The organism is Klebsiella sp. Q2 (genome assembly GCF_009900705.1).
In the GTDB taxonomy this organism is placed as follows: domain Bacteria; phylum Pseudomonadota; class Gammaproteobacteria; order Enterobacterales; family Enterobacteriaceae; genus Klebsiella; species Klebsiella quasipneumoniae.
In genome coordinates, this window is record NZ_JAAABE010000003.1 from 409,596 (window position 1) to 432,937 (window position 23,342).

Here is a 23,342-nt window from a genome sequence, read left to right on the forward strand (position 1 = left end):
GGTATGCCAATGGCTGTTTTTATCGATATTTGGGATACCACGAAGCGGGTTGCGAGCGCTGTCACAGAACAATTTTTGCCTGGCGACTATGTTTTGGTATGCCAAAAGTCACTGGCTGTCCACCTGGCCGCAATAAGCCCTTTACTCTGAGGTACTCTTTTATGGCATTACAGGACAAACTGATCGACGCGCTGGGGCGTTTCGCGACGACATTCAACAGCTATCGCTACATTATGGCGATCAAATCGGCGTTTATTACCCTGATGCCGGTGATCATCGTCGGGGCCTTTTCGGTGCTGATCTCCAATATGGTGCTGGATCCGAAGAATGGGCTCGCCAGCTTTTCCTCACTCTCCTTTCTCGCGGCTCTGAAGCCGATCACCAGCGCGCTGAACTACGCCACGCTCAACTTCCTCAATATCGGCGCCGTGTTTCTGATCGGCATTGAGCTGGGGCGGATCAACGGCATCAAAAGCCTGTTTCCCGGCCTGCTGGCGGTGATCTGCTTTATCTGCGTCACGCCGACCACGGTGGAGATGATGGTCGATGGCCAGATGCACGTGGTGAAAGATGTCCTGCTGCGTCAGTTCTCCGATACCCGTAGTCTGTTCCTCGGAATGTTCATCGCCATTCTGTCGGTCGAGATTTACTGCTGGCTGGAGGGGCGCAAGGGGCTGAAGATCAAGATGCCGGATACCGTGCCGCCGAACGTTTCTGCCTCTTTTTCCGCGCTGATCCCGGCGATCATCACCACCACCGCGATCGCCACCTTTGGTTTTCTCTTCCACCAGCTGACGGGAATGTATCTCTACGATGCGGTCTACCAGGTGGTGCAGCAGCCGCTGGAGCGGGTGGTGCAGAGCCTGCCGGGGATCCTGCTGCTGATGTTCGTCGCCCAGCTGTTCTGGGTGATCGGTATTCACGGCAACCAGATGATCAAGCCGATCCGCGAGCCGCTGCTGCTGGGGGCGATCACCGTCAATATGAGCGCCTTTGAGCAGGGGAAAGAGGTACCGAACATCATCACGATGCCCTTCTGGGATGTTTACATGAGCATCGGCGGCTCGGGGCTGACCATCGGCCTGCTGATTGCGGTGATGATCGCCACCAGGCGCAAAGAGATGAAAGAGATCGCCAAGCTGTCGATAGGCCCGGGGCTGTTCAATATTAACGAGCCGGTGATCTTCGGGATGCCGATCATGCTCAACCCGATCCTCGCCATCCCGTTTATCATCACCCCGCTGGTGACCGGCAGCATCGGCTATTTCGCCACCCTGACCGGCTTCGCCGGCAAGGCGGTGGTGATGGTGCCCTGGACCACGCCGCCGCTGATCAACGCCTGGCTGTCCACCGCCGGCTCGATGGGAGCGGTGGTGACTCAGCTTATCTGCATCGTCGTCGCGGTGCTTATCTATCTGCCTTTCGTCAAAATTGCCTCCCGCCGTGCCGATGCCGCACAGCGTCAGGCCGACAATCAACAGACCGCCAACCCTGTCTGAGGAGCCTATGACTACCGTACGGATGACCATTCCCGATGATTTTATCCTTGGCGCGGCGGCTTCCGCCTGGCAGACCGAGGGCTGGAGCGGAAAAAAACCGGGGCAGGACTCCTGGCCCGATCTCTGGTACAAAAACGACCGCCACGTCTGGCATAACGGCTATGGCCCGGCGGTGGCTACCGATTTTATTAACCGCTTTCAGGAAGACGTGCAGCTGATGAAGCTGGCCGGGCTGACCCACTACCGCACCTCGATCAACTGGTCGCGCTTTCTGATCGACTATGAAAACGTCACGGTGGATGAGGAGTATGCGGCCTATTACGACCAGCTGTTCGATGCGCTACTGGCCAACGGCATTACGCCGATGATCTGCCTTGAGCATTACGAATTACCGGGCTATCTGCTGGAAAAGTATGGCGGCTGGGGGTCGAAAAAAGTGGTTGAGCTGTTTGTGCGCTACGCGGAGCAGGTCTTTGCCCGCTACCACCTGAAGGTAACCCGCTGGTTTACCTTTAATGAGCCGATCGTGGTGCAGACCCGGGTCTATCTGGATGCCCTGCGCTGGCCCTATGAGCAGAACACCAGCACCTGGATGCAGTGGAACTACCATAAGGTGCTGGCGACCGCCTGCGTGGTGAAGCGATTTCGCGAACTCGGCTATCCCGGGACCGTTGGCTGCATCCTCAATCCGGAGGTGACCTACCCACGCTCCCGCGCCCCGCATGACCTGCGCGCGGCGGAGATCTACGATCTGTTCTACAACCGTATGTTTCTCGACCCGTTGGTGCACGGGGTCTGGCCGCCGGCGCTTCTCGCGCTGCTTGAGCAGCATCAGGTGACGTGGGAGGCCAGCGCGGAGGAGCTGGCGATTATCCGCGAGCACACCGTCGATGAGCTGGGGATTAACCTTTACTATCCGCACCGGGTCAAAGCCCCGTCGCGGGCCTGGCATCCGCATACCCCGTTCCATCCAGCCTGGTATTATGAGCCGTTTGAGCTGCCCGGCCGGCGGATGAACGCCTCCCGCGGCTGGGAAATCTACCCGCAAATCATCTTTGATATGGCGATGCGGATCAAAAATGACTATCGCAACATCCCGTGGTTCGTGGCCGAGAGCGGGATGGGGGTGGAAAACGAAGGCCAGTTCCGTAACCGCGAAGGCGTCATCGATGACAGCTACCGCATTCGTTTTATCAGCGAACATCTCTGGCACACCCTGCGCGCCCGCGAGGCAGGGGCCAACTGCCAGGGCTATATGCTGTGGGCGTTTACCGACAACGTGTCGCCGATGAACGCCTTTAAAAACCGCTACGGGCTAATCGAAATCGATCTGCAAAACCATCGCGCCCGGCGGCCCAAAGCTTCGGCGCACTGGTTTCGTCAGCTCGGCGAACGGCGTGAGCTGGTGCTGGATATCGACGATGAATACCGCTAGCCGGGAGCAATCTTTGCTAAGATAGCGGCGTATTTGACTCGCAGGCATGTAACGCACAGGTGATTTTGTGGAAAAAGCGATAATTCCGCCGGAAAAGAAGCCCTATCAGGAGATTGGTGATGACCTGCGCGCCCAGATTGCGCAGGGGCGCTACCCGGTCGGGTCGCGTTTGCCGCCGGAACGCCATATTGCCGAAACCTATGGCGTCAGCCGGACCATTGTGCGCGAAGCGCTGCTGATGCTGGAGCTGCAGGGGACGGTGGATATCCGTCAGGGATCCGGGGTGTACGTCATGCGTATCCCGCATGAAAACGACAGCGAAGAAGAGCAGTTGCTCAGCAGCGACGTCGGTCCGTTTGAAATTCTCCAGGCGCGCCAGCTGCTGGAGAGCAATATCGCCGCCTTTGCCGCGAAAATGGCCACCCGCGCCGATATCGACAATCTGAAGCGGATTATCGAGCAGGAGCAGCGGGCTATCGCCCTCAACGACACCGCCCAGGATAACGCCCGCCTGTTCCATCTGGTGCTGGCCGGGGCGACGCAGAACCAGATGCTGTTGGCGACGGTGGAGCGGATCTGGCTGCAGATGGACAGCAGCCCGCTGTGGCAGCAGTTCAATGTGCATATTGCCAGCCGCGCCTGGCGGCTGAAGTGGCTCGGCGACCGGCAGACGCTGCTCGCCGCGCTGCGGCGTCGCGATGTGATGGGCGCCTGGCAGGCGATGTGGCAGCATCTGGAAAACGTCAAAAACAGTCTGCTGGAGCTGTCCGATGAAGACGCCCCGGACTTTGACGGCTATCTGTTCGATTCGGTGCCGATTTTTCAGGGGAAGCTGGTATGACGATCCTGCCGCTGTACGCCGCGCCGCAGTTCGCCCGGCAGGTGACCGACTGGCTGTGGCAGGCCTTTGGCGGCGAGGCGCTGCCGCGGGAATTTTTCGCCAGCATTGTGCAGCATAGCCAGACGGCGGAGGCGCTACCGCTGACCTTTATTGCCGTGGAAGGGGAGCAACTGCTCGGAACGATTGGCCTCTGGCGCTGCGATTTGATAAGCCGCCAGGATCTGTTTCCCTGGCTGGCGGCGCTGTACGTCGCGCCCGCCGCTCGCGGTCAGGGGCTGGCCGGACAGCTGCAGCGGCATGTGATCGATTATGCCCGCTGCGCGGGCTATCAGGAGCTTTATCTCTACTCCACCTGCCGCGATTTTTATGAACGCTTCGGCTGGCGCTACATCGGCGAGGGGCTGGATTACCCGGCCACCGCCGTGCATCTCTATCGCTACGACTTATCGCCTTCCTGCGGGGCCACCACCGAATGACGTCGCACCAGCGTCGGGCTGAACAGGTGGGTGATCTCCGGCGCCGGGCGCTGCTCCGCCAGGGCTAAGGCCAGCTCGGCCGCCTGGGTCGCCATCGTGACGATCGGGTAACGGACAGTGGTCAGCCGCGGGCGGACATAGCGCGAAATCAGGACATCGTCGAAGCCGATCAGCGAAATTTCCCGCGGGACGTCGATACCGTTGTCGTTCAGCACCCCCATCGCGCCGGCGGCCATCGAGTCGTTATAGCAGGCGACGGCGCTAAAGTGGCGGCCGCGGCCAAGCAGTTCGGTCATCGCCTGTTCGCCGCCGCTTTCATCCGGCTCGGCAAACGTGACCAGCCGGTCGTTGCACGGCAGGCCGCTCTCCTCCAGCGCCGCGTAGTACCCCTGCAGGCGATCTTCCGCATCAGAGATATCGTGGTTTGAGCACAGATAGCCGATACGCGTGTGCCCCTGCTGGATCAGATGGCGGGTCGCCAGCCAGGCGCCGTAGCGATCGTCCAGCGCCACGCAGCGGGTTTCATATCCGGGCAGGATGCGGTTGATCAGCACCATGCCGGGGATCTGTTTCATCAGCCCGGCGAGTTCCTCATCGGGGATCATTTTGGCGTGCACCACCAGCGCCGCGCAGCGGTGGCGGATCAGCTGCTCTATCGCCTGGCGCTCCTTTTGCACGTTGTGGTAGCCATTGCCAATCAGCAAAAAATTGCCGGTGCGGTAGGCTACCTGTTCGACGGCTTTGACCATCGCGCCGAAGAAGGGGTCGGAGACATCGCCCACCACCAGGCCGACGGTTTCCGTGGACTGCTGGGCCAGCGCCCGGGCGTTCGCGTTGGGGTGATAGTTGAGGGTTTCCATCGCCGCGCCCACGGACTGACGCGAGGCTTCGCTGGCTTTGGGAGAGTTGTTGATGACGCGGGAGACGGTAGCGACGGAGACTCCTGCGAGTCGGGCTACATCCTTAATTGTCGCCATACCATGCCTTTTATAGGGTAAGCGTTTACATACTGCTATGTTACGGGAAAGAGCGGCAGATTCAAGGCGCGGCGGCGAAGGAATGGCGCAAATGTGATTCAGAGCGGGCTTATCGGTGACCTGTTTACATTGACGCTATCAGTAATTGAAACCGGCTCGGGGAAACACAAACCTTTGCTTACACTTTGCGATGCGCTGTTGCGAATGTTCGCTGGTTTGTCCGCCGAGCAGGTTGATATTCTGGCTCTCCCAGAGGTATTGATAGGTGGAGTCAACGTCAAGTTGACCACTTTACTTACACCAGCCTGCGCAGATGCGCAGGTTTTTTTTTGCCCGTCGCCGGCGTTGTTACAGATAGCGAAAATCGTAATAACTGGTTGCACTTAGGCTCACTCACTTGCGTTTTCCCGCTGGCCCGAAGCGGGCGAAAAACGCGACAATCGAGATCCCAGAGGTATTGATAGGTGAGTTTCTCAGGTACGCTCTTCGTACTGGACGTCTTACACCAGCCTGCGCGGATGCGCAGGTTTTTTTTATTCTGAAAATCCCCCCGCCGCACTGCTTTCCCACGCCTTCTCGTGTAACCTGCTTTGACTCATTACCGGTCACATGGAGTTGTTATGCTATTGGGATTTTTCAGACTGCTGTTCAAGGGGTTATACCGGGTCAGACTGACCGGCGACACGCAGGCTTTGCACCAGCAAAAAGTCTTAATTACCCCGAACCACGTCTCTTTCCTCGACGGCATTCTGCTGGCGTTGTTTTTGCCGGTCCGACCGGTTTTTGCCGTCTATACCTCAATCAGCCAGCGCTGGTTTATGCGCGCGCTGACGCCGATTATCGATTTTGTGCCGCTGGACCCGACCAAGCCGATGTCGATCAAACATCTGGTGCGCCTGATCGAACAGGGGCGGCCGGTGGTCATCTTCCCGGAAGGGCGAATCTCGGTCAGCGGCTCGCTGATGAAAATTTATGACGGCGCCGCCTTTGTCGCCGCCAAATCGCAGGCGACCATCGTGCCGCTGCGCATTGAAGGCGCTGAACTGACGCCCTTCAGCCGGCTGAAGGGGCTGGTAAAGCGTCGCCTGTTCCCGCGGATTCAGCTGCACCTGCTGCCGCCTACCCATCTGCCGATGCCCGAGGCGCCGCGCGCCCGCGACCGGCGCAAAATCGCCGGGGAAATGCTGCATCAGATCATGATGGAGGCCCGGATGGCGGTGCGCCCGCGGGAAACCCTGTATGAGTCGCTGCTGGCGGCGCAAGACCGCTTCGGCGCGCGCAAACCCTGCGTGGAGGATATCAACTTCCAGCCGGATACCTATCGCAAGCTGCTGACCAAAACCCTGTTTGTCGCCCGCATTCTGGAAAAATACAGTCAGCAGGGCGAGAAGATCGGCCTGATGCTACCCAACGCCGGCATCAGCGCGGCGGTGATTTTCGGCGCGATCGCCCGCGGGCGCATTCCGGCGATGATGAACTATACCGCCGGGGTGAAAGGACTCAGCAGCGCCATCGCCGCCGCGGAACTCAAGACCATTTTTACCTCGCGCACCTTCCTCGATAAAGGCAAGCTCTGGCACCTGCCGGAGCAGTTGACCCAGGTGCGTTGGGTGTTCCTGGAAGATCTCAAAGGCGATATCACCCCCGCAGACAAACTGTGGATTTTCGGCCATCTGCTGGCGCCGCGTCTGGCGCAGGTTAAGCAGCAGCCGGAAGACGCGGCGATGATCCTCTTCACCTCCGGCTCGGAGGGCAACCCGAAAGGGGTGGTGCACAGCCATAAAAGCCTGCTGGCCAACGTCGAGCAGATCAAAACCATCGCCGACTTTACCGCTAACGACCGCTTTATGTCGGCGCTGCCGCTGTTCCACTCTTTTGGCCTCACCGTCGGCCTGCTGACGCCGCTGCTTACCGGCGCGGAGGTGTTTCTCTATCCCAGCCCGCTGCACTATCGCGTGGTGCCGGAGCTGGTCTACGATCGCAACTGCACGGTGCTGTTCGGCACCTCGACCTTCCTCGCCAACTATGCTCGCTTCGCTAACCCCTATGATTTCTATCGTCTCCGCTATGTGGTCGCCGGGGCGGAGAAGCTGCAGGAGAGCACCAAACAGCTGTGGCAGGATAAATTCGGCCTGCGTATTCTCGAAGGCTACGGTGTGACCGAGTGCGCCCCGGTGGTCTCGATCAACGTGCCCATGGCGGCGAAGGTCGGCACCGTGGGGCGGATTCTGCCGGGGATGGACGCCCGCCTGCTGGCGATGCCTGGCATTGAGCAGGGGGGACGACTGCAGCTGAAAGGGCCGAACATTATGAAAGGCTACCTGCGGGTGGAAAATCCCGGGGTGCTGGAAGCGCCGACGGCGGAAAATCAGCACGGTGAAAAGGAAGCGGGTTGGTATGACACCGGCGATATCGTGACTTTCGATGACCAGGGCTATGTCCGCATCCAGGGCCGTGCGAAGCGCTTCGCCAAAATCGCTGGCGAAATGATCTCTCTTGAGATGGTGGAGCAGGTGGCCCTCGGCGCGTCGCCGGACAAAATGCACGCCACGGCGATTAAACAGGACGCCAGCAAAGGCGAGGCGCTGGTGCTGTTTACCACCGATACTGAACTGACTCGCGAAGCCCTGCTGCGCTACGCTCGCCAGCACGGCGTACCGGAGCTGGCGGTGCCGCGCGATATACGCTGGCTGAAACAGCTGCCGGTGCTCGGTAGCGGCAAGCCAGACTATGTCACCCTGAAAAATATGGTCGACGAGGCGGAAACAACCCATGAGTGAGTCAGTGCATACTAACCCGTCGCTGTATTCGAAAGGGATGATGGCGGTGATCTGCGCCCAGTTCCTGTCGGCCTTCGGCGACAATGCGCTTCTCTTCGCCACCCTGGCGCTGATGAAGCAGCTCTATTATCCGGAGTGGAGCCAGCCGGTCCTGCAGATGTTGTTTGTGGGCGCTTACATCCTTTTTGCCCCCTTTGTCGGCCAGTTCGCCGACAGCTTTGCCAAAGGCCGGGTAATGATGGTGGCCAACGGCCTGAAGCTGCTTGGCGCCGGCTGTATCTGCTTCGGCGTGAATCCGTTTATCGGCTATACGCTGGTGGGGATTGGCGCCGCCGCCTATTCGCCGGCCAAGTATGGCATTCTCGGCGAACTGACCACCGGCGATAAGTTAGTGAAGGCTAACGGACTGATGGAGTCCTCGACCATCGCGGCGATCCTGCTGGGCTCCATGGCCGGCGGGATCCTCGCCGACTGGCACGTGCTGGCGGCGCTGATCGTCTGCGCGCTGGTCTACGGTGGGGCGGTGGTGGCTAACCTGTGGATACCCAGGCTGCCGGCGGCGCGTCCGGGGCAGTCATGGCGTTTCAAGCCGATGACGCACAGCTTCTTCAGCGCCTGCCGCGCGCTGTGGCGCAACGGCGAAACCCGCTTTTCGCTGATGGGCACCAGCCTGTTCTGGGGCGCTGGCGTGACCCTGCGCTTCCTGCTGGTGATCTGGGTGCCGGTGGCGCTGGGCATTACCAGCAACGCCATGCCTACCTATCTTAATGCGATGGTGGCGGTGGGGATTGTACTGGGAGCCGGGGCGGCGGCGAAGCTGGTGACCCTGGAGACAGTGTCGCGCTGTATGCCGGCCGGGATTTTGATCGGTATCGCGGTGATAGCCTTTGCCGTGCAGCAGTCGCTGCTGCCGGCGTTCGGTCTGTTGCTGCTGCTCGGGGTGTTCGGCGGCTTCTTTATCGTGCCGTTGAATGCGCTGCTGCAGGAGCGCGGGAAACATTCGGTCGGGGCGGGTAACGCCATTGCGGTACAGAACCTGGGCGAAAACGTGGCGATGCTGCTGATGCTGGGGCTCTATTCTCTGGCGGTAAGCGTGGGCGTACCGCCGGTCGCTGTGGGAATAGGCTTTGGCGCGGTGTTTGCTGTGGCCATCGCCGCGCTGTGGGTCTGGGGGCGGCGTAAATAACTTCTCGTCGCGGTTGACTTGAAATCGTCGCCACTGCCAGGCGCGCGGCAGAGAGAAACTCCCGGGTTGCGGCTTGCGCCTGATCCGGGCTACCGCGGCTACTGAGGCGGCTACCCGCCCTGGGTAGCGTAGGCCCGGTAAGGCGTAGCCGCCACCGGGCAACAACGCGACGCCAGAAGCTGGCGTCGACAGGTCGTGCTACGGTGCCGGGTAGGTATAAACCTGATGCACCGCTTCAATCTCCGCTAATACCTCTTCGCTCAGCTCAAGCTGCAAACTTTCCACGTTGGCCTGCAGCTGCGCCATGGTCGTCGCCCCCAGCAGGGTGCTGGCGACAAACGGCTGCCGACGCACAAAGGCCAGCGCCATTTGCGCCGGATCGAGGCCGTGACGTTGGGCGATATCCACATAGGCCGCCACCGCTTTCTGCGACTGCTCGCCGCTGTAGCGCGTAAAGCGGCTGAACAGCGTATTGCGCGCCCCCGCCGGCTTCGCGCCGTTGAGGTACTTCCCGGTCAGGGTGCCGAAAGCCAGGCAGGAGTAGGCCAGCAGCTCCACGCCTTCGAACTGGCTCACTTCCGCGAGGCCGACTTCAAAGCTGCGGTTCAGCAGGCTGTAGGGGTTCTGAATGGTCACGATCCGCGGCAGGTCGTGCTTATCCGCCAGGTGCAGATAACGCATCACGCCGAAGGCGGTTTCATTCGATACGCCGATGTAGCGGATCTTGCCGGCGCGCTGGAACTCGGTCAGCGCCTCGAGGGTATCCAGCAGGGTCACCGCGGGGGCGGCGTCGGCCCAGGTGTAGCCGAGCTTGCCAAAGCAGTTGGTGGGGCGCTGCGGCCAGTGTACCTGGTACAGGTCGAGATAATCGGTCTGCAGACGCTTCAGGCTGGCGTGCAGCGCCTCGCGGATATTTTTCCGGTCCAGGACGTGGTTTGGTCGAATACTGCTGTCGTTATTGCGCGCGGGCCCGCTGACCTTCGAGGCGAGCACCAGCTTTTCGCGATTGCCGCGTTTCGCCAGCCAGTTGCCGACGTAGGTTTCAGTTAGCCCCTGAGTTTCCGGGCGCGGCGGGACAGGGTACATTTCGGCGACATCGATCAGATTGATGCCGTTGGCGACTGCGTAATCGAGCTGCTGATGGGCATCGGCCTCGCTGTTCTGCTCGCCAAAGGTCATGGTTCCCAGCCCGAGGGTGCTGATTTCAAGTGAACTGTGTGGGATACGGTGATACTGCATAGCCAGCTTCCTTTTTATTTATAAGGTCAGGCATTCCCCGACAAAGGAGTATCAACATGGCAGAGGGTGAGAAAAAGAGGAAGTAAAAAAATCAAAAAAGCCGGGTGACGAGGAGGGGCGGTGGGTGGAACCCGCGGTGTCCTGGTGTGTCCCGACTCTTCTCAGAAGGCTGGTTGTCGGTAAGCGCAGCGTCAACAGAGGCTGGGGCCGACGGGGAAAAATTAACGCTTAATGATTTGCGAAACGTCGTCACGATTGATCTGCATTTTATTACCCTGCTGATCTTCGTAGCTGATAAGACCGGTATCGTCATCCACGGTAGGTTTACCGTCGGTCAGGATCATGCGCCCATCTTTGGTCGCCATGACGTAATCGCTGCTGCAACCGGAAACCGAGAACGCCAGTCCTACGGCGGAAATCAATACTGCCCATTTTTTCATCGTCATCACCTCTTGAGTAGCTGCACCCCATACCCGTCTATTAATAGCCTGATTTGTGAGACATAAAAAGCAGTAAAGTCTGAAAAAGGGTTGCAGCCTGTGACCAGGCTGCAATTTTGTGGTTTACAGCGGGTTTTTCTTATTGCGCAGCAGGTTAAGACTCTCAACGGCAATAGAGAAGAACATGGCGAAGTAGATGTATCCCTTCGGCACATGGACGTCGAAACTTTCCAGCATTAGGGTAAAGCCGACGAGGATCAGGAACGACAGCGCCAGCATTTTCACCGACGGATGACGGTCAACGAAATCGCCGATAGGTCGTGCGGCGAACATCATTACCCCCACCGCAATCACGACCGCCGCCATCATAATAAACAGATGGTCCGACAGACCGACGGCGGTGATCACCGAGTCGAGGCTAAAGATGATGTCCAGCAGCATGATCTGCACGATGGCGCCGAGGAAGGAGTGAACGTTAGTTTTCAGCCCCTCCTCTCCACCTTCGATAGACTCATGGATCTCTTTACTGGCTTTCCAGATAAGGAACAGTCCGCCTAACAGCAAGATCAGATCGCGAAACGAAATCTCCTGACCGAGGACGGTGAAGAGCGGGTTGGTCAGCTTAACGACCCAGGCGATAGAGGCCAGCAGCGCCAGGCGCATGACCATCGCCCCCATTAAACCGATCCGTCGCGCGTGAGCGCGCTGGGCGGTGGGGAGCTTGGCCACGACCAGAGAGAGAAAAATAATATTATCGATCCCGAGCACGATCTCCAGCAGCGTCAAGGTGCCCAGCGCCAGCCAGGCGTTAGGATCGGTTATCCATGCAAATAACATTGTTCAAAGTCCTGCAAAATAGAAAGCAGCAATTATATGCACGCCCCAACGCAGAACAAAAAATTAATCGTGTTGTAACAAGAAATGGCGGGCGAGCAGGGCGGCGGTGAAATTCTTTTTCAGGTAGAAACCGCGCGGCAGGGTGAGGATCGTCTCCCCGCGGGCGCCGATGGCTTCGGTCAACGCCTTGCTGTTGGCCGCTTTCGGTCTTAACTGCAGCACCTCGCCGTGGCGGGCGGTAATGCGCTCCACCTCACCGAGGACAATAAGATCCATCAGCTCTTCCCAGTCCATACGCAGCTGGCGCTCCTCTTCTTCGTTCGGACTCCACAGCAGCGGTGCGCCGACGCGCCGCGCCGCCAGAGGAATGGTGCGCTCTCCTTCCACCGGGATCCACAGGACGCGCTGCAGCTTATGCCGCACATGGCTGCTCTCCCAGGTGACGCCGCTATTGCCGGTTAACGGAGCGACGCAGACAAAGGTGGTCTCCAGCGGACGACCCCGGCTGTCGATAGGGATCGTTTTGAGCTCCACCCCCAGCGCGGCGAAATCCTGTTCAGGTTTACTGCCCGCGCTGGCCCCCAGCCACAGCTCAAGCAGGATGCCCGTCCAGCCTTTATCACGCTTCAGGTCGCGGGGAATGGGGATCCCGGCCAGCGCCGCCAGCTCGCCCAGCGTATAGCCGGCCAGCTGTCGGGCCTGGGCCAACAGCTGTTCCTGACTTTGCGGCGGAGAGGAGAGAGGAGCGATAGCGGGCATAGGGCGACACCTTTGGCTAAAAAATGAGCGCTAATTTTGCGCGTTGTGGATAGAGTTTACCGTTTTCTGAGTAACTATACCAATCCCATGATTTATATGCCTTTTTAAGGTCATTGCGCTGCGGGTGAAAACCATGAAAACAGGTTTTCCAGAACTGGTCACTGACAATAAACAGGATCTTACACCATGTTATCCACAGAAAAGTGGGATAACTGGGGAAAAGCCCCACTACTGGTTCGATTTACAGCCTTGACGTGCGACGAAAATCGAATTTTTAGAGAAAATCTGCCCGCGACCTGCGCGTAATCTGTGGATAAAATCGACATTGTTCGATCTTTCATCAGTCGGCGGATCGTATGTGTGATGATCGTCACGTTATGCTGTAATAAGTGAAAGGAATATATTCTAACTTAATGAATATGCTATCATTATTATAAGGTGTTAGCGGTGCGATGTTCAGATTACTCCGGGTTTTCCCGGGTTAATTCCGTACTTCTTCACAACTCTATCCACAGAAAAAGTGAATAAAATCGGCCGTCGGGCGCTTTTGCTGTTTATAACTCTGGCAATTACTGTGAGTTATTCAAATGTTATCCGTTCTCAGTGTGCGAACAGAGTGGTTTACCGTTTCCGACGAGTGTGAAACAATCATTCACATTGAAGCTTATCTTGAGGTAGTCCGGTGATTGATGACGATGGCTACCGCCCAAATGTCGGTATTGTAATCTGTAATCGTCAGGGCCAGGTCATGTGGGCCCGACGCTATGGTCAGCACTCGTGGCAGTTCCCGCAAGGGGGCATAAATCCAGGAGAATCCGCAGAGCAGGCGATGTATCGGGAATTGTTTGAAGAGGTCGGGCTAAGCCGTAAAGATGTGCGGATCCTGGCCTCAACCCGTAACTGGCTGCGTTACAAGTTGCCTAAACGTTTGGTGCGTTGGGACACAAAGCCGGTTTGTATCGGCCAGAAACAAAAGTGGTTTCTTTTGCAGTTGATCGGTAACGACGCGGACATCAATATGCAAACCAGCAGCACGCCTGAATTTGATGGCTGGCGCTGGGTGAGTTACTGGTACCCGGTTCGTCAGGTGGTGTCGTTCAAACGCGACGTCTACCGCCGGGTGATGAAAGAGTTCGCCAGCGTAACCATGTCGCTGGCGGAGAGCGCCCCTAAGCCGCAAAGCGCGCCTGCTTATCGACGTAAAAGAGGTTAAGCCACGCACATTATGCTCACTCGGTTGCGAGAAATAGTCGAGAAGGTCGCGAGTGCGCCGCGTTTAAACGAGGCGCTGGATATTCTGGTGACAGATGTCTGCCAGGCGATGGAGACGGAAGTCTGCTCGGTTTACCTGGCTGACAATGACCGACGCTGCTATTACCTGATGGCCACCCGCGGGTTAAAAAAACCTCGCGGGCGCACCGTTGCGCTGGCGTTCGATGAAGGCCTGGTGGGGCTGGTTGGCCGCCTGGCGGAGCCCATCAACCTCGCCGATGCGCAAAAACACCCCAGCTTCAAGTATATCCCCGCCGTCAAAGAGGACCGCTTCCGCGCCTTCCTTGGCGTGCCGATCATCCAGCGCCGCCAGCTGTTGGGCGTGCTGGTGGTCCAGCAGCGTGAGCTGCGCCAGTTTGATGAAAGCGAAGAGTCTTTCCTCGTCACCCTCGCCACCCAGATGGCGGCGATCCTCTCCCAGTCCCAGCTGAACGCCCTGTTTGGCCAGTATCGTCAGACGCGCATTCGCGCGCTGCCGGCCTCTTCCGGGGTGGCGATCGCCGAGGGCTGGATGGACGTCAGCCTGCCGCTGATGGAACAGGTGTATGAAGCCTCGACGCTGGATACCGCCTCGGAACGTGAACGCCTGACCGGCGCGCTGGAAGAAGCGGCCAACGAGTTTCGTCGCTACAGCAAACGCTACGCCGCCGGCGCGCAAAAAGAGACGGCGGCGATCTTCGATCTCTACTCGCACCTGCTCTCCGACGCCCGCCTGCGTCGCGAGCTCTTTGCCGAAGTCGACAAAGGCGCCGTCGCCGAGTGGGCGGTCAAAAAGATCATTGAGAAGTTCGCCGAACAGTTTGCCGCGCTGAGCGACGGCTATCTGAAAGAGCGGGCCGGCGACCTGCGCACGCTGGGTCAGCGTCTGCTGTTCCATCTCGACGACAGTATTCAGGGCCCCAACACCTGGCCGGCGCGCATTATCCTCGTGGCGGACGAGCTGTCGGCCACCACCCTCGCCGAAGTGCCGCAGGATCGCCTGGCCGGCGTGGTAGTGCGCGATGGCGCCGCCAACTCCCATGCCGCCATTATGGTGCGGGCCCTTGGCATCCCAACGGTGATGGGCGCCGATATTCAGCCCTCGCTGTTGCATGGCCATACGCTGATTGTCGATGGCTATCGCGGTGAGCTGCTGGTGGATCCTGAACCTGTTCTGTTACAGGAATATCAGCGCCTTATCAGTGAAGAGAACGAGCTCAGCCGCCTGGCGGAGGACGATCTCCAGCGTGCGTCGGAGTTGAAAAGCGGCGAGCGGGTAAAAGTCATGCTCAACGCCGGCTTAAGCCCGGAGCACGAAGAGAAGCTCGGCAGTTTTGTGGACGGCATTGGTCTGTACCGTACCGAAATTCCCTTTATGCTGCAGAGCGGCTTCCCCTCTGAAGAGGAGCAGGTCGCCCAGTATCAGGGCATGCTGCAGATGTTTAACAGCAAACCGGTGACCCTGCGTACCCTGGACATCGGCGCGGATAAACAGCTGCCGTACATGCCGATCAGTGAAGAGAACCCATGCCTCGGCTGGCGCGGGATCCGCATCACCCTCGATCAGCCGGAGATCTTTTTGATCCAGGTGCGGGCGATGCTGCGCGCCAACGCCGCCACCGGCAACCTCAGCATTTTGCTGCCGATGGTGACCAGTCTGGAAGAGGTCGATGAGGCCCGCCGACTGATCGACCGCGCCAGTCGGGAAGTGGAAGAGATGATCGGCTACGCCATCCCGCGTCCGCGTCTGGGGGTGATGCTGGAGGTACCGTCGATGGTCTTTATGCTGCCGCAGCTGGCCAGCCGGATCGATTTTATCTCGGTAGGAACGAACGACCTGACCCAGTACCTGCTGGCCGTCGACCGTAACAATACCCGGGTCGCCAGCATGTATGACAGCCTGCATCCTGCGGTATTGCGGGCGCTGGCGATGATCGCTCATGACGCGGAGCGCTTTGGCATCGATCTGGGACTGTGCGGCGAGATGGCAGGCGACCCAATGTGCGTGACGATCCTTGTCGGTCTCGGTTATCGCCACCTGTCGATGAACGGCCGCTCGGTGGCGAGGGTGAAATATCTGCTGCGCCGCATCGATATCGAAGAGGCGCAGGAGCTGTCTCGTCGCAGCCTCGAAGCCCAGATGACCGCCGAGGTGCGCCATCAGGTGGCGGCCTTTATGGAGCGTCGCGGTCTCGGCGGCCTGATCCGCGGCGGGCGGTAGCGATAGCCCGGGTGAGGCGTAAGCCGTAACCCGGGAATACTCTGTTCACACCATCCGGCAAAATACAGTACAGCCGGTGAAACGGCTTCTGTTAGCATCCGTATACATATCTTTTACACGCCGGCGCGGATCGCACTCCTGGCTTATGCTATGATTCGCCTCCTTCGGCGTGCCCGTTTTAATCGGGCATGGATCATCACCGCTGTCCACTTTCGGCGGAATAACAAGTCTTTATGGTGACAGATGAATAGTGGCTACCTGCATTTTCCGGAGTTCGATCCGGTCATTTTTTCTCTAGGCCCGGTCTCCCTCCACTGGTACGGTTTGATGTACCTGGTGGGCTTTGTCTTTGCGATGTGGCTGGCCACCCGTCGGGCGAATCGTCCGGGCAGCGGCTGGACGAAAAATGAAGTAGAAAACCTGCTTTACGCGGGCTTCCTCGGCGTCTTTCTGGGCGGCCGTATCGGTTACGTGCTGTTCTACAACCTGCCGGTATTTCTTGCCGATCCGTTGTATCTGTTCCGCGTTTGGGATGGCGGTATGTCGTTCCACGGCGGCCTGATCGGCGTGATCCTGGTGATGATTATCTTCGCCAGACGCACCAAACGCACCTTCTTCCAGGTCTCCGATTTTATCGCGCCGCTGATCCCGTTTGGCCTTGGCGCCGGGCGTCTGGGCAACTTTATCAACGGCGAGCTGTGGGGCCGAGTGGACCCGAGCTTCCATTACACGATGATTTTCCCGGGCTCCCGTGCCGAAGATCTGGCGCTGCTGCCGACCCATCCGGAATGGCAATCGCTGTTTGATACCTACGGCGCGCTGCCGCGCCACGCGTCGCAGCTGTACGAGCTGGCGCTGGAAGGCGTGGTGCTGTTCCTGATCCTGAACCTGTTTATCCGTAAACCGCGCCCGACCGGTTCCGTTTCCGGCCTGTTCCTGATTGGCTACGGCCTGTTCCGCATTATCGTGGAATTCTTCCGCCAGCCCGACGCCCAGTTCACCGGCGGCTGGGTGCAGTACATCAGCATGGGGCAGATTCTTTCGATCCCGATGGTGCTTGCGGGTATCATCATGATGGTTTGGGCTTACCGCCACCGTCCGCAGCAACTGAATTCTTGAGGAACCATGAAACAGTATCTTGATTTGATGCAGAAAGTGCTCGCCGAGGGCACGCCAAAAAATGACCGCACCGGCACTGGCACGATCTCTATTTTCGGCTATCAGATGCGTTTTAACCTGCAGGAAGGCTTCCCGCTGGTGACCACCAAGCGCTGTCATTTACGCTCCATCATCCATGAACTGCTGTGGTTCCTGCAGGGCGACACCAACATCGCCTATCTGCACGACAACAACGTCACCATCTGGGACGAGTGGGCAGATGAAAATGGCGACCTGGGACCGGTCTACGGCAAACAGTGGCGTTCCTGGCCTGCGCCGGACGGTCGTCATATCGACCAGATCAGCACAGTGATGGACCAACTGAAAAACGACCCGGACTCCCGCCGGATCATCGTCTCGGCGTGGAACGTCGGCGAGCTGGATAAAATGGCCCTGGCGCCGTGCCACGCCTTCTTCCAGTTCTACGTCGCTGACGGCAAGCTCTCCTGCCAGCTGTATCAGCGCTCCTGCGACGTATTCCTCGGCCTGCCGTTCAACATCGCCAGCTACGCGCTGCTGGTGCATATGGTGGCGCAGCAGTGCGATCTGCAGGTCGGCGATTTCGTCTGGACCGGTGGCGACACTCATCTGTACAGCAACCATCTCGAGCAGACCAATCTGCAGCTGAGCCGCGAACCGCGTCCGCTGCCGAAGCTGGTCATCAAACGCAAGCCGGCGTCGATATTCGACTACCGCTTTGAAGACTTCGAGATTGAAGGTTACGATCCGCACCCGGGAATCAAAGCGCCGGTGGCGATTTAACCCCCTCTGCAGATATGACCAACCGGCGTCCGATGGCGCCGGTTTTTTTATGCCGTTTTCACCACCTGCATAGGGGTGGCTACCCTCGTTGCCATTACGATAGGAACGCTTCATCCCGCCCGCTGGCCGCAGGCGTTGGTGGGCGGGAAAGCTGGAAAGAGGCTCGCAAAAAAATGTTCTGCTGTTGGTCATGCAAACCTTTTTTGCGTGTCTGGCCGGGAAAGCCATTTTCCGTCGTCGCGCCAGGGCTAACCGCAGCGGCATACTCTGCGCCATGAACAGAGAACATGGTTATACCCTGATGGAAACCCTGGTGACGCTGACGTTAATGATGATCCTCAGCGTCGGCGGCCTGTACGGCTGGCAGCGCTGGCAGCAGCAGCAACGACTGTGGCAAACCGCCGTCCAGGTGCGGGATTTCCTGGTTTTCCTGCGCGATGACGCCAACGCCTACAACCGGGACCGCGTGCTTCGCGTCGGCCAGGATGAAGAGGGATGGTGCCTGAGTGCCCAGGGGGAGGGGCCGGCGTGCGCCTCCGGGTCGCCCTTAACGCTGCGCCCGCGCTGGCCGGGGATCTCGCTGGCAGGCGTCACCCCTGGCCTGGGATTCTATGGCCTGCGCAGCACCGCCTGGGCGGGGAATCTGCGTCTGCAGAGCGAGGCCGGCAGCTGGAGCATTGTGATTTCACACTGGGGGCGGATTCGTTTATGCCGCAGTGACAGCGCAGGAGGATGTCAGTGAGCCGCCGCGGATTTTCCCTCGCGGAGGCGCTTATCGCCATGGCGATAGGCTCGCTGCTGCTGATCGGCGCCTGCCGCTTTCTACCCGCTCTGCAGCGCCATATTCTGCGTCACGGCGAACAGCTGGCCCTGGAGAATGAACTGTGGCAGCGGGTGCATGCCGTGGGGAAGCATCTGCAGCGCGCCGGATACTGCCGGGGAGTGTGCGGCGGAGCCGGGCTGGAGCTCGCCGCCGACGGCGAGTGCCTGATTGTGCGCTGGGACGCGAACAGCAATGGGACATGGGAAACCTCCCCCGCGGCAGCGGCGGAGAGCACCGGCTTTCGCCTGCGCGACGGCGCGCTGGAGACTCTGCGCGGAGCCAGCGACTGCCGCGGCAGCGGATGGGAGAAAATCACCAATCCGGCCGCTATCGTGGTGACGCGCTTTGCGGTGCAGCATCGGCTGACCGAGGGCTTCGCGCCGGAGCTGAGCGTGACGCTGGCAGCGCGCTCTGCCCGGCAGATGGGTCTGGCGGCCGAGGTGGAGCAGCGGGTGACGGGGTATAACCTGTGATCCGCCAGCGTGGAATGTCGTCGCTGTTGATGGTGCTCCTGTTGCTGACTCTCGGCAGCCTGCTCCTGGAGGGGCTTAACCTGCAGCAGCGGGCGCTGCTGGCGCAAACCGCCAGCGAAACGCAGGCGATCCGCGATACGGCGGTGGCCCATTCGGCGCTACAGTGGGGAAAACAGCAGCCCTGGTCGGCGCAGGCGCCGCTGGCCTGCCGCGAGCAGGCGCAGCAGGGCTGGCGCGCCTGTCTGCGCATCTTCGACGACGGTTCGCTGCTGCTCAGCAGCGCCAGCGGCGAGGTGCAGGTCTGGCAGTCCGGCGAGGTGCGCGGCGGGCAAGTGCATTTCTCCGCCCATGGCTGGAGCGATTTTTGCCCGCTCAGGGAGGTGAGCCTATGTCAAATGCCATGAAGCGCCAGCGGGGTTTTAGCTTGCCGGAGACCGTTCTGGCGATGGCGCTGATGGTGCTAACGGTCACCGCGCTGGGCGGCTATCAGCGCGGAATGGCGCAAGGGGTCCACCAGCTCAACCAGACGCGTCAGCTATGGCGCGACGCCTGGCGCTATAGTCAGCTCTCTGCGCCGTCTCCGCCGGCAGGCGGACAGGTAAGCCGTATGCAGACATCGGCGCAAAGATGTGTCAGCATCACGGTAACGATCAGTATGCCCGTTGCAAAGCGGGCGCAGATGACCCGGCTGCATTGCCCGGTCAGCCAGTAGTCAGGAGCAATTATGTTAAGGGTTTACCACTCAAACCGGCTGGATGTTCTCGAGGCGTTGATGGAGTTTATCGTCGAGCGCCAGCGGTTGGATGACCCTTTTCAGGCTGAAATGGTGCTGGTGCAGAGTACCGGTATGGCGCAGTGGCTGCAGATGACCCTGGCCTCGCGCTTCGGCATTGCCGCCAACATCGAGTTCCCGCTGCCGGCGAGCTTTATCTGGGATATGTTCGTGCGCGTCCTGAAGGATATCCCTGGCGAAAGCGCCTTCAGCAAGCAGAGCATGAGCTGGAAGCTGATGACTCTCCTGCCGCAGCACCTGGAAGAGGACGATTTTATCCTGCTGCGCCAGTATCTGAGCGATGACGGCGACAAGCGCAAGCTGTTTCAGCTGGCCGCCCGGGTAGCGGACCTCTATGACCAGTATCTGGTTTATCGCCCGGAATGGCTGATGCGCTGGGAGGCCGACCAGCGGGTTGACGGCCTCGGCGACGCCCAGCAGTGGCAGGCGCCGCTGTGGAAAGCGCTGGTGCGCTATACCGCCGAGCTGGGGCAGCCGCAGTGGCACCGCGCCAATCTCTATCAGCGCTTTATCAGCGCCCTGGAAAAGGCGGATGAACCGCCCGCCGGGCTGCCGTCGCGCGTCTTTATCTGTGGAATTTCCGCGCTGCCGCCGGTCTACCTACAGGCGCTGCAGGCGCTGGGTAAGCATGTCGATGTCTATGTGCTGTTCACCAACCCCTGCCGCTATTACTGGGGTGATATTAAAGATCCGGCGTTCCTGGCGAAGCTGCTATCGCGTCAGCGGCGCCATCACCGCGAGGCGCGCGCGCTACCCCTGTTTCGCGACACCGAGCAGGCGCCGGGGTTGTTTAATGACGCCGGGGAGCAGGATGTCGGCAACCCGTTGCTCGCCTCCTGGGGCAAACTGGGGCGCGATTATATCTACCTGCTGGCGGGGCTGGAGCGCTATGAGGAGCTGGACGCCTTTGTCGATATCGTTCCCGATAACCTGTTGCATAATCTACAGTCGGATATCCTGGAACTGCGCAACGCGGCGGTGGCCGGGCAGAGCGCGGAGGCTTTCGCCCACAGTCGCGACAAACGTCCGCTGGCGCAGGATGACCGCAGCCTGAGCATTCATGTCTGCCACAGTCCGCAGCGTGAAGTGGAGGTTCTGCACGATCGGCTGCTGGCGATGCTGGAGGCGGATCCGACGCTCACGCCGCGGGATATCATCGTCATGGTGGCGGATATCGACAGCTACAGCCCCTATATACAGGCGGTGTTTGGCGCCGCCAGCGGCGACCGCTGGCTGCCGTGGGCGATCTCCGATCGCCGCGCCCGCGAGTCGCACCCGGTGCTGCAGGCGTTTATCACTTTGCTCTCGCTGCCCGACAGCCGCTTCGCCAGCGAAGATGTGCTGGCGCTGCTGGACGTGCCGGTGCTGGCGGCGCGCTTTAACATCAATGAAGAGGGTCTGCGCTACCTGCGCCAGTGGGTCAACGAGTCCGGGGTCCGCTGGGGAATGGATGACGACAACGTCCGTGAGCTGGACCTGCCGGCGACCGGCCAGCACACCTGGCGGTTCGGCCTTACCCGCATGCTGCTGGGCTACGCGATGGACAGCCGGGAGGGCGAATGGCAGTCGGTGCTGCCCTATGACGAATCCAGCGGTTTGATCGCCGAGCTGGTAGGTAACCTCGCATCGCTGCTGATGCAGCTTAACCTGTGGCGACGCGGTCTCGCCCAACAGCGGCCGCTGGCGGAGTGGCTGCCGGTCTGTCGCGATCTGCTGAATGACTTTTTCCTGCCGGACAGCGAGACCGAAGCGGCGCTGGCGCTGATTGAGCAGCAGTGGCTGGCGGTGATTGATAGCGGTCTGGAGGCGCAGTATGGCGACCAGGTGCCGTTGACGCTGCTACGCGATGAGCTGGCCCAGCGCCTCGATCAGCAACGGATCAGCCAGCGCTTTCTCGCCGGCCCGGTCAATATCTGCACCCTGATGCCGATGCGCTCTATTCCTTTCAAAGTGGTTTGCCTGCTGGGGATGAACGATGGGGTTTATCCGCGAACGCTGCCGCCGCTGGGTTTTGATTTAATGAGCCAGAAGCCGCAGCGCGGCGACCGCAGCCGGCGCGATGATGACCGCTACCTGTTCCTGGAGGCGCTGATGTCCGCCGAACAGACGCTGTATATCAGCTACATCGGCCGTTCTATCCAGGACAACAGCGAGCGCTTTCCCTCGGTGCTGGTGCAGGAGCTGGTGGATTACGTCGGCCAGAGCCACTGTCTCGCCGGCGATGAGGAGCTTGATTGCGACGCCAGCGAGGCGCGGGTTAAAGCCCACATCACCCATCTGCATACCCGCATGCCGTTCGACGTCGCCAATTTCCAGGATAACGAGAATAAGAGCTACGCCCGGGAATGGCTGGCTGCCGCCGGCCAGCAGGGTGAGGCGCATAGCGACTTCATTCAACCGCTTACCCCGCCGCCGATAGACAGCCTGCCGTTCGAGCAGCTCCTGCGCTTCTGGCAGCACCCGGTTCGCGCGTTCTTTCAGCAGCGTCTGCGGGTCAATTTCCGTGCGGAAGAGGATGATATTCCCGATGACGAGCCCTTCACCCTGGAAGGGCTGAGCCGTTATCAACTGAACCAGCAATTGCTTAATACCCTTATCGAGGAGCAGGACGCCTCGGCCATGTTCCGCCGCTTCCGCGCCGCCGGCGAGCTGCCGTATGGCGCCTTTGGCGAACTGGTGTGGGAGACGCAGCGACTGGAGATGCAGGCCCTGGCCGAGCGGGTGATGGCCGAGCGCCAGCAGGCGCAGAGCATGGAGATCGATCTCCAGTGCGGCGGCGTAAATCTGACCGGCTGGCTGCAGCAGGTGCAGCCGGACGGGCTGCTGCGCTGGCGGCCTTCGCTGCTGAGCGTCTCCCAGGGGATGCAACTTTGGCTGGAACACCTTGTCTACTGTGCCAGCGGCGGTACCGGCGAGAGCCGGCTGTTTGTGCGTAAAGAGGGAGAGTGGCGTTTTCCGCCGCTGGCGCCCGCCGAGGCGCAGGCGTACCTGAATGAGCTGGTGGATGGCTATTTGCTGGGGATGTCGCAGCCGCTGCTGCTGCTGCCGGAAAGCGGTGGCGCCTGGCTGAAAGCCTGTTATGACGCCGAAAAGGATGTCATTTTAATGGACGAAGAGACGCAGCAGAAAGCGCGGAGCAAATTCCTGCAGACCTACGAAGGTAACATGGTGGTCAGCGGGGAGGGGGCCGATATCTGGTATCAACGCCTGTGGCGTTCGCTGGAGCCGGCGCATTACGAAGAAATCATTGCCCAGACGCAGCGTTATCTGTTACCGCTATATCGTTACCATCAGTCCACACAAATTTAAATAGTATAAAAATTGCGCAGTGAATGGCGGTTCATTTATTATGCGCAACGTATCACGGACTGATGGACATAAAAGGCTGCACG

20 protein-coding genes and 2 pseudogenes are annotated in these 23,342 nt (G+C 59.8%); 16 read left to right on the top strand and 6 right to left on the bottom strand.

The window, feature by feature from the left end; genetic code table 11:
• Positions 1–161 precede the first annotated feature (161 nt).
• From GT756_RS13750 to GT756_RS13765, 4 genes are all read left to right on the top strand, one after another.
• Positions 162–1,499 carry a PTS sugar transporter subunit IIC gene (locus tag GT756_RS13750; protein ID WP_004205429.1) on the top strand — a complete coding sequence of 446 codons (1,338 nt, stop codon included), beginning with the start codon at positions 162–164 and terminating at the stop codon, positions 1,497–1,499.
• A gap of 7 nt (positions 1,500–1,506) precedes the next feature.
• A complete protein-coding gene (locus GT756_RS13755) occupies positions 1,507–2,934 on the top strand; it encodes a glycoside hydrolase family 1 protein (protein WP_049004102.1) in 1,428 nt (475 codons plus the stop codon).
• A gap of 67 nt (positions 2,935–3,001) precedes the next feature.
• Complete coding sequence (locus tag GT756_RS13760) at positions 3,002–3,775, top strand: GntR family transcriptional regulator (protein WP_004205433.1); 774 nt, start codon at positions 3,002–3,004, stop codon at positions 3,773–3,775.
• The gene (locus GT756_RS13765; protein ID WP_032456577.1) at positions 3,772–4,251 is read left to right on the top strand and encodes a GNAT family N-acetyltransferase; all 480 of its coding nucleotides are present in this window, start codon (positions 3,772–3,774) and stop codon (positions 4,249–4,251) included. Before GT756_RS13760 ends, GT756_RS13765 begins: the two co-directional genes overlap by 4 nt.
• On the opposite strand, the gene galR is transcribed toward GT756_RS13765, so the two are convergent.
• A complete protein-coding gene (galR, locus tag GT756_RS13770; protein WP_002915981.1) occupies positions 4,212–5,228 on the bottom strand; it encodes an HTH-type transcriptional regulator GalR in 1,017 nt (338 codons plus the stop codon). The two genes, GT756_RS13765 and galR, sit on opposite strands and share 40 nt — an antisense overlap.
• Positions 5,229–5,321: 93 nt before the next feature.
• Between galR and GT756_RS26040 the strand changes: the two are divergent.
• The 3 genes and pseudogenes from GT756_RS26040 (at position 5,322) to lplT (ending at position 9,194) form a co-directional block, all read left to right on the top strand.
• Positions 5,322–5,586 (top strand): annotated as a pseudogene (locus GT756_RS26040) (hypothetical protein).
• A 262-nt stretch (positions 5,587–5,848) separates the two neighbouring features.
• Positions 5,849–8,008, top strand: a complete 2,160-nt coding sequence (gene aas / locus GT756_RS13775; RefSeq protein ID WP_114505739.1) for a bifunctional acyl-ACP--phospholipid O-acyltransferase/long-chain-fatty-acid--ACP ligase — start codon at positions 5,849–5,851, stop codon at positions 8,006–8,008.
• Positions 8,001–9,194 carry a lysophospholipid transporter LplT gene (gene lplT, locus GT756_RS13780; RefSeq protein WP_130939380.1) on the top strand — a complete coding sequence of 398 codons (1,194 nt, stop codon included), beginning with the start codon at positions 8,001–8,003 and terminating at the stop codon, positions 9,192–9,194. The genes aas and lplT overlap by 8 nt, the downstream gene beginning before the upstream one ends.
• Positions 9,195–9,392: 198 nt before the next feature.
• Here lplT and GT756_RS13785 read toward each other — a convergent pair whose 3' ends face one another.
• The 5 genes and pseudogenes from GT756_RS13785 to GT756_RS25905 form a co-directional block, all read right to left on the bottom strand.
• Positions 9,393–10,433, bottom strand: a complete 1,041-nt coding sequence (locus GT756_RS13785; RefSeq protein WP_043520875.1) for an NADP(H)-dependent aldo-keto reductase — start codon at positions 10,431–10,433, stop codon at positions 9,393–9,395.
• Positions 10,434–10,654: 221 nt separating this feature from the next.
• Positions 10,655–10,873 (bottom strand): YgdI/YgdR family lipoprotein, encoded by a 219-nt coding sequence (locus tag GT756_RS13790; protein WP_002915974.1) that lies wholly within the window; start codon positions 10,871–10,873, stop codon positions 10,655–10,657.
• Between the two features lie 123 nt (positions 10,874–10,996).
• A complete protein-coding gene (locus GT756_RS13795; RefSeq protein ID WP_160124845.1) occupies positions 10,997–11,710 on the bottom strand; it encodes a TerC family protein in 714 nt (237 codons plus the stop codon).
• 63 nt (positions 11,711–11,773) lie between these two features.
• Positions 11,774–12,469: a DNA mismatch repair endonuclease MutH gene (gene mutH, locus GT756_RS13800; RefSeq protein ID WP_023319078.1), complete on the bottom strand. Its 696-nt coding sequence runs from the start codon at positions 12,467–12,469 to the stop codon at positions 11,774–11,776.
• A gap of 88 nt (positions 12,470–12,557) precedes the next feature.
• Positions 12,558–12,698, bottom strand: a pseudogene (locus GT756_RS25905) (hypothetical protein); the annotation flags it as partial.
• 453 nt (positions 12,699–13,151) lie between these two features.
• Here GT756_RS25905 and rppH point away from each other — a divergent pair.
• From rppH to recC, 9 genes are all read left to right on the top strand, one after another.
• Positions 13,152–13,682 (top strand): RNA pyrophosphohydrolase, encoded by a 531-nt coding sequence (gene rppH / locus GT756_RS13805; RefSeq protein WP_004205443.1) that lies wholly within the window; start codon positions 13,152–13,154, stop codon positions 13,680–13,682.
• Positions 13,683–13,694: 12 nt separating this feature from the next.
• Entirely contained in the window at positions 13,695–15,941 is a 2,247-nt protein-coding gene (gene ptsP / locus GT756_RS13810) for a phosphoenolpyruvate--protein phosphotransferase (protein WP_135699209.1), read from the top strand.
• A gap of 243 nt (positions 15,942–16,184) precedes the next feature.
• Positions 16,185–17,060 (top strand): prolipoprotein diacylglyceryl transferase, encoded by an 876-nt coding sequence (gene lgt / locus GT756_RS13815; RefSeq protein WP_004205445.1) that lies wholly within the window; start codon positions 16,185–16,187, stop codon positions 17,058–17,060.
• A 6-nt stretch (positions 17,061–17,066) separates the two neighbouring features.
• Complete coding sequence (gene thyA, locus GT756_RS13820) at positions 17,067–17,861, top strand: thymidylate synthase (RefSeq protein ID WP_074384262.1); 795 nt, start codon at positions 17,067–17,069, stop codon at positions 17,859–17,861.
• Between the two features lie 190 nt (positions 17,862–18,051).
• Positions 18,052–18,603, top strand: a complete 552-nt coding sequence (locus GT756_RS13825) for a prepilin peptidase-dependent protein (RefSeq protein ID WP_004205447.1) — start codon at positions 18,052–18,054, stop codon at positions 18,601–18,603.
• The gene (locus GT756_RS13830) at positions 18,600–19,157 is read left to right on the top strand and encodes a prepilin peptidase-dependent protein (RefSeq protein ID WP_087770907.1); all 558 of its coding nucleotides are present in this window, start codon (positions 18,600–18,602) and stop codon (positions 19,155–19,157) included. The genes GT756_RS13825 and GT756_RS13830 overlap by 4 nt, the downstream gene beginning before the upstream one ends.
• Positions 19,154–19,561, top strand: a complete 408-nt coding sequence (locus tag GT756_RS13835) for a DUF2509 family protein (RefSeq protein WP_032431125.1) — start codon at positions 19,154–19,156, stop codon at positions 19,559–19,561. The genes GT756_RS13830 and GT756_RS13835 overlap by 4 nt, the downstream gene beginning before the upstream one ends.
• On the top strand, positions 19,546–19,869 hold the full coding sequence (locus GT756_RS13840) for a prepilin-type N-terminal cleavage/methylation domain-containing protein (protein WP_023319073.1): 324 nt from the start codon (positions 19,546–19,548) through the stop codon (positions 19,867–19,869). The genes GT756_RS13835 and GT756_RS13840 overlap by 16 nt, the downstream gene beginning before the upstream one ends.
• Before the next feature lie 12 nt (positions 19,870–19,881).
• Positions 19,882–23,259: an exodeoxyribonuclease V subunit gamma gene (gene recC, locus GT756_RS13845; protein ID WP_117130337.1), complete on the top strand. Its 3,378-nt coding sequence runs from the start codon at positions 19,882–19,884 to the stop codon at positions 23,257–23,259.
• Positions 23,260–23,342: the final 83 nt, after the last annotated feature.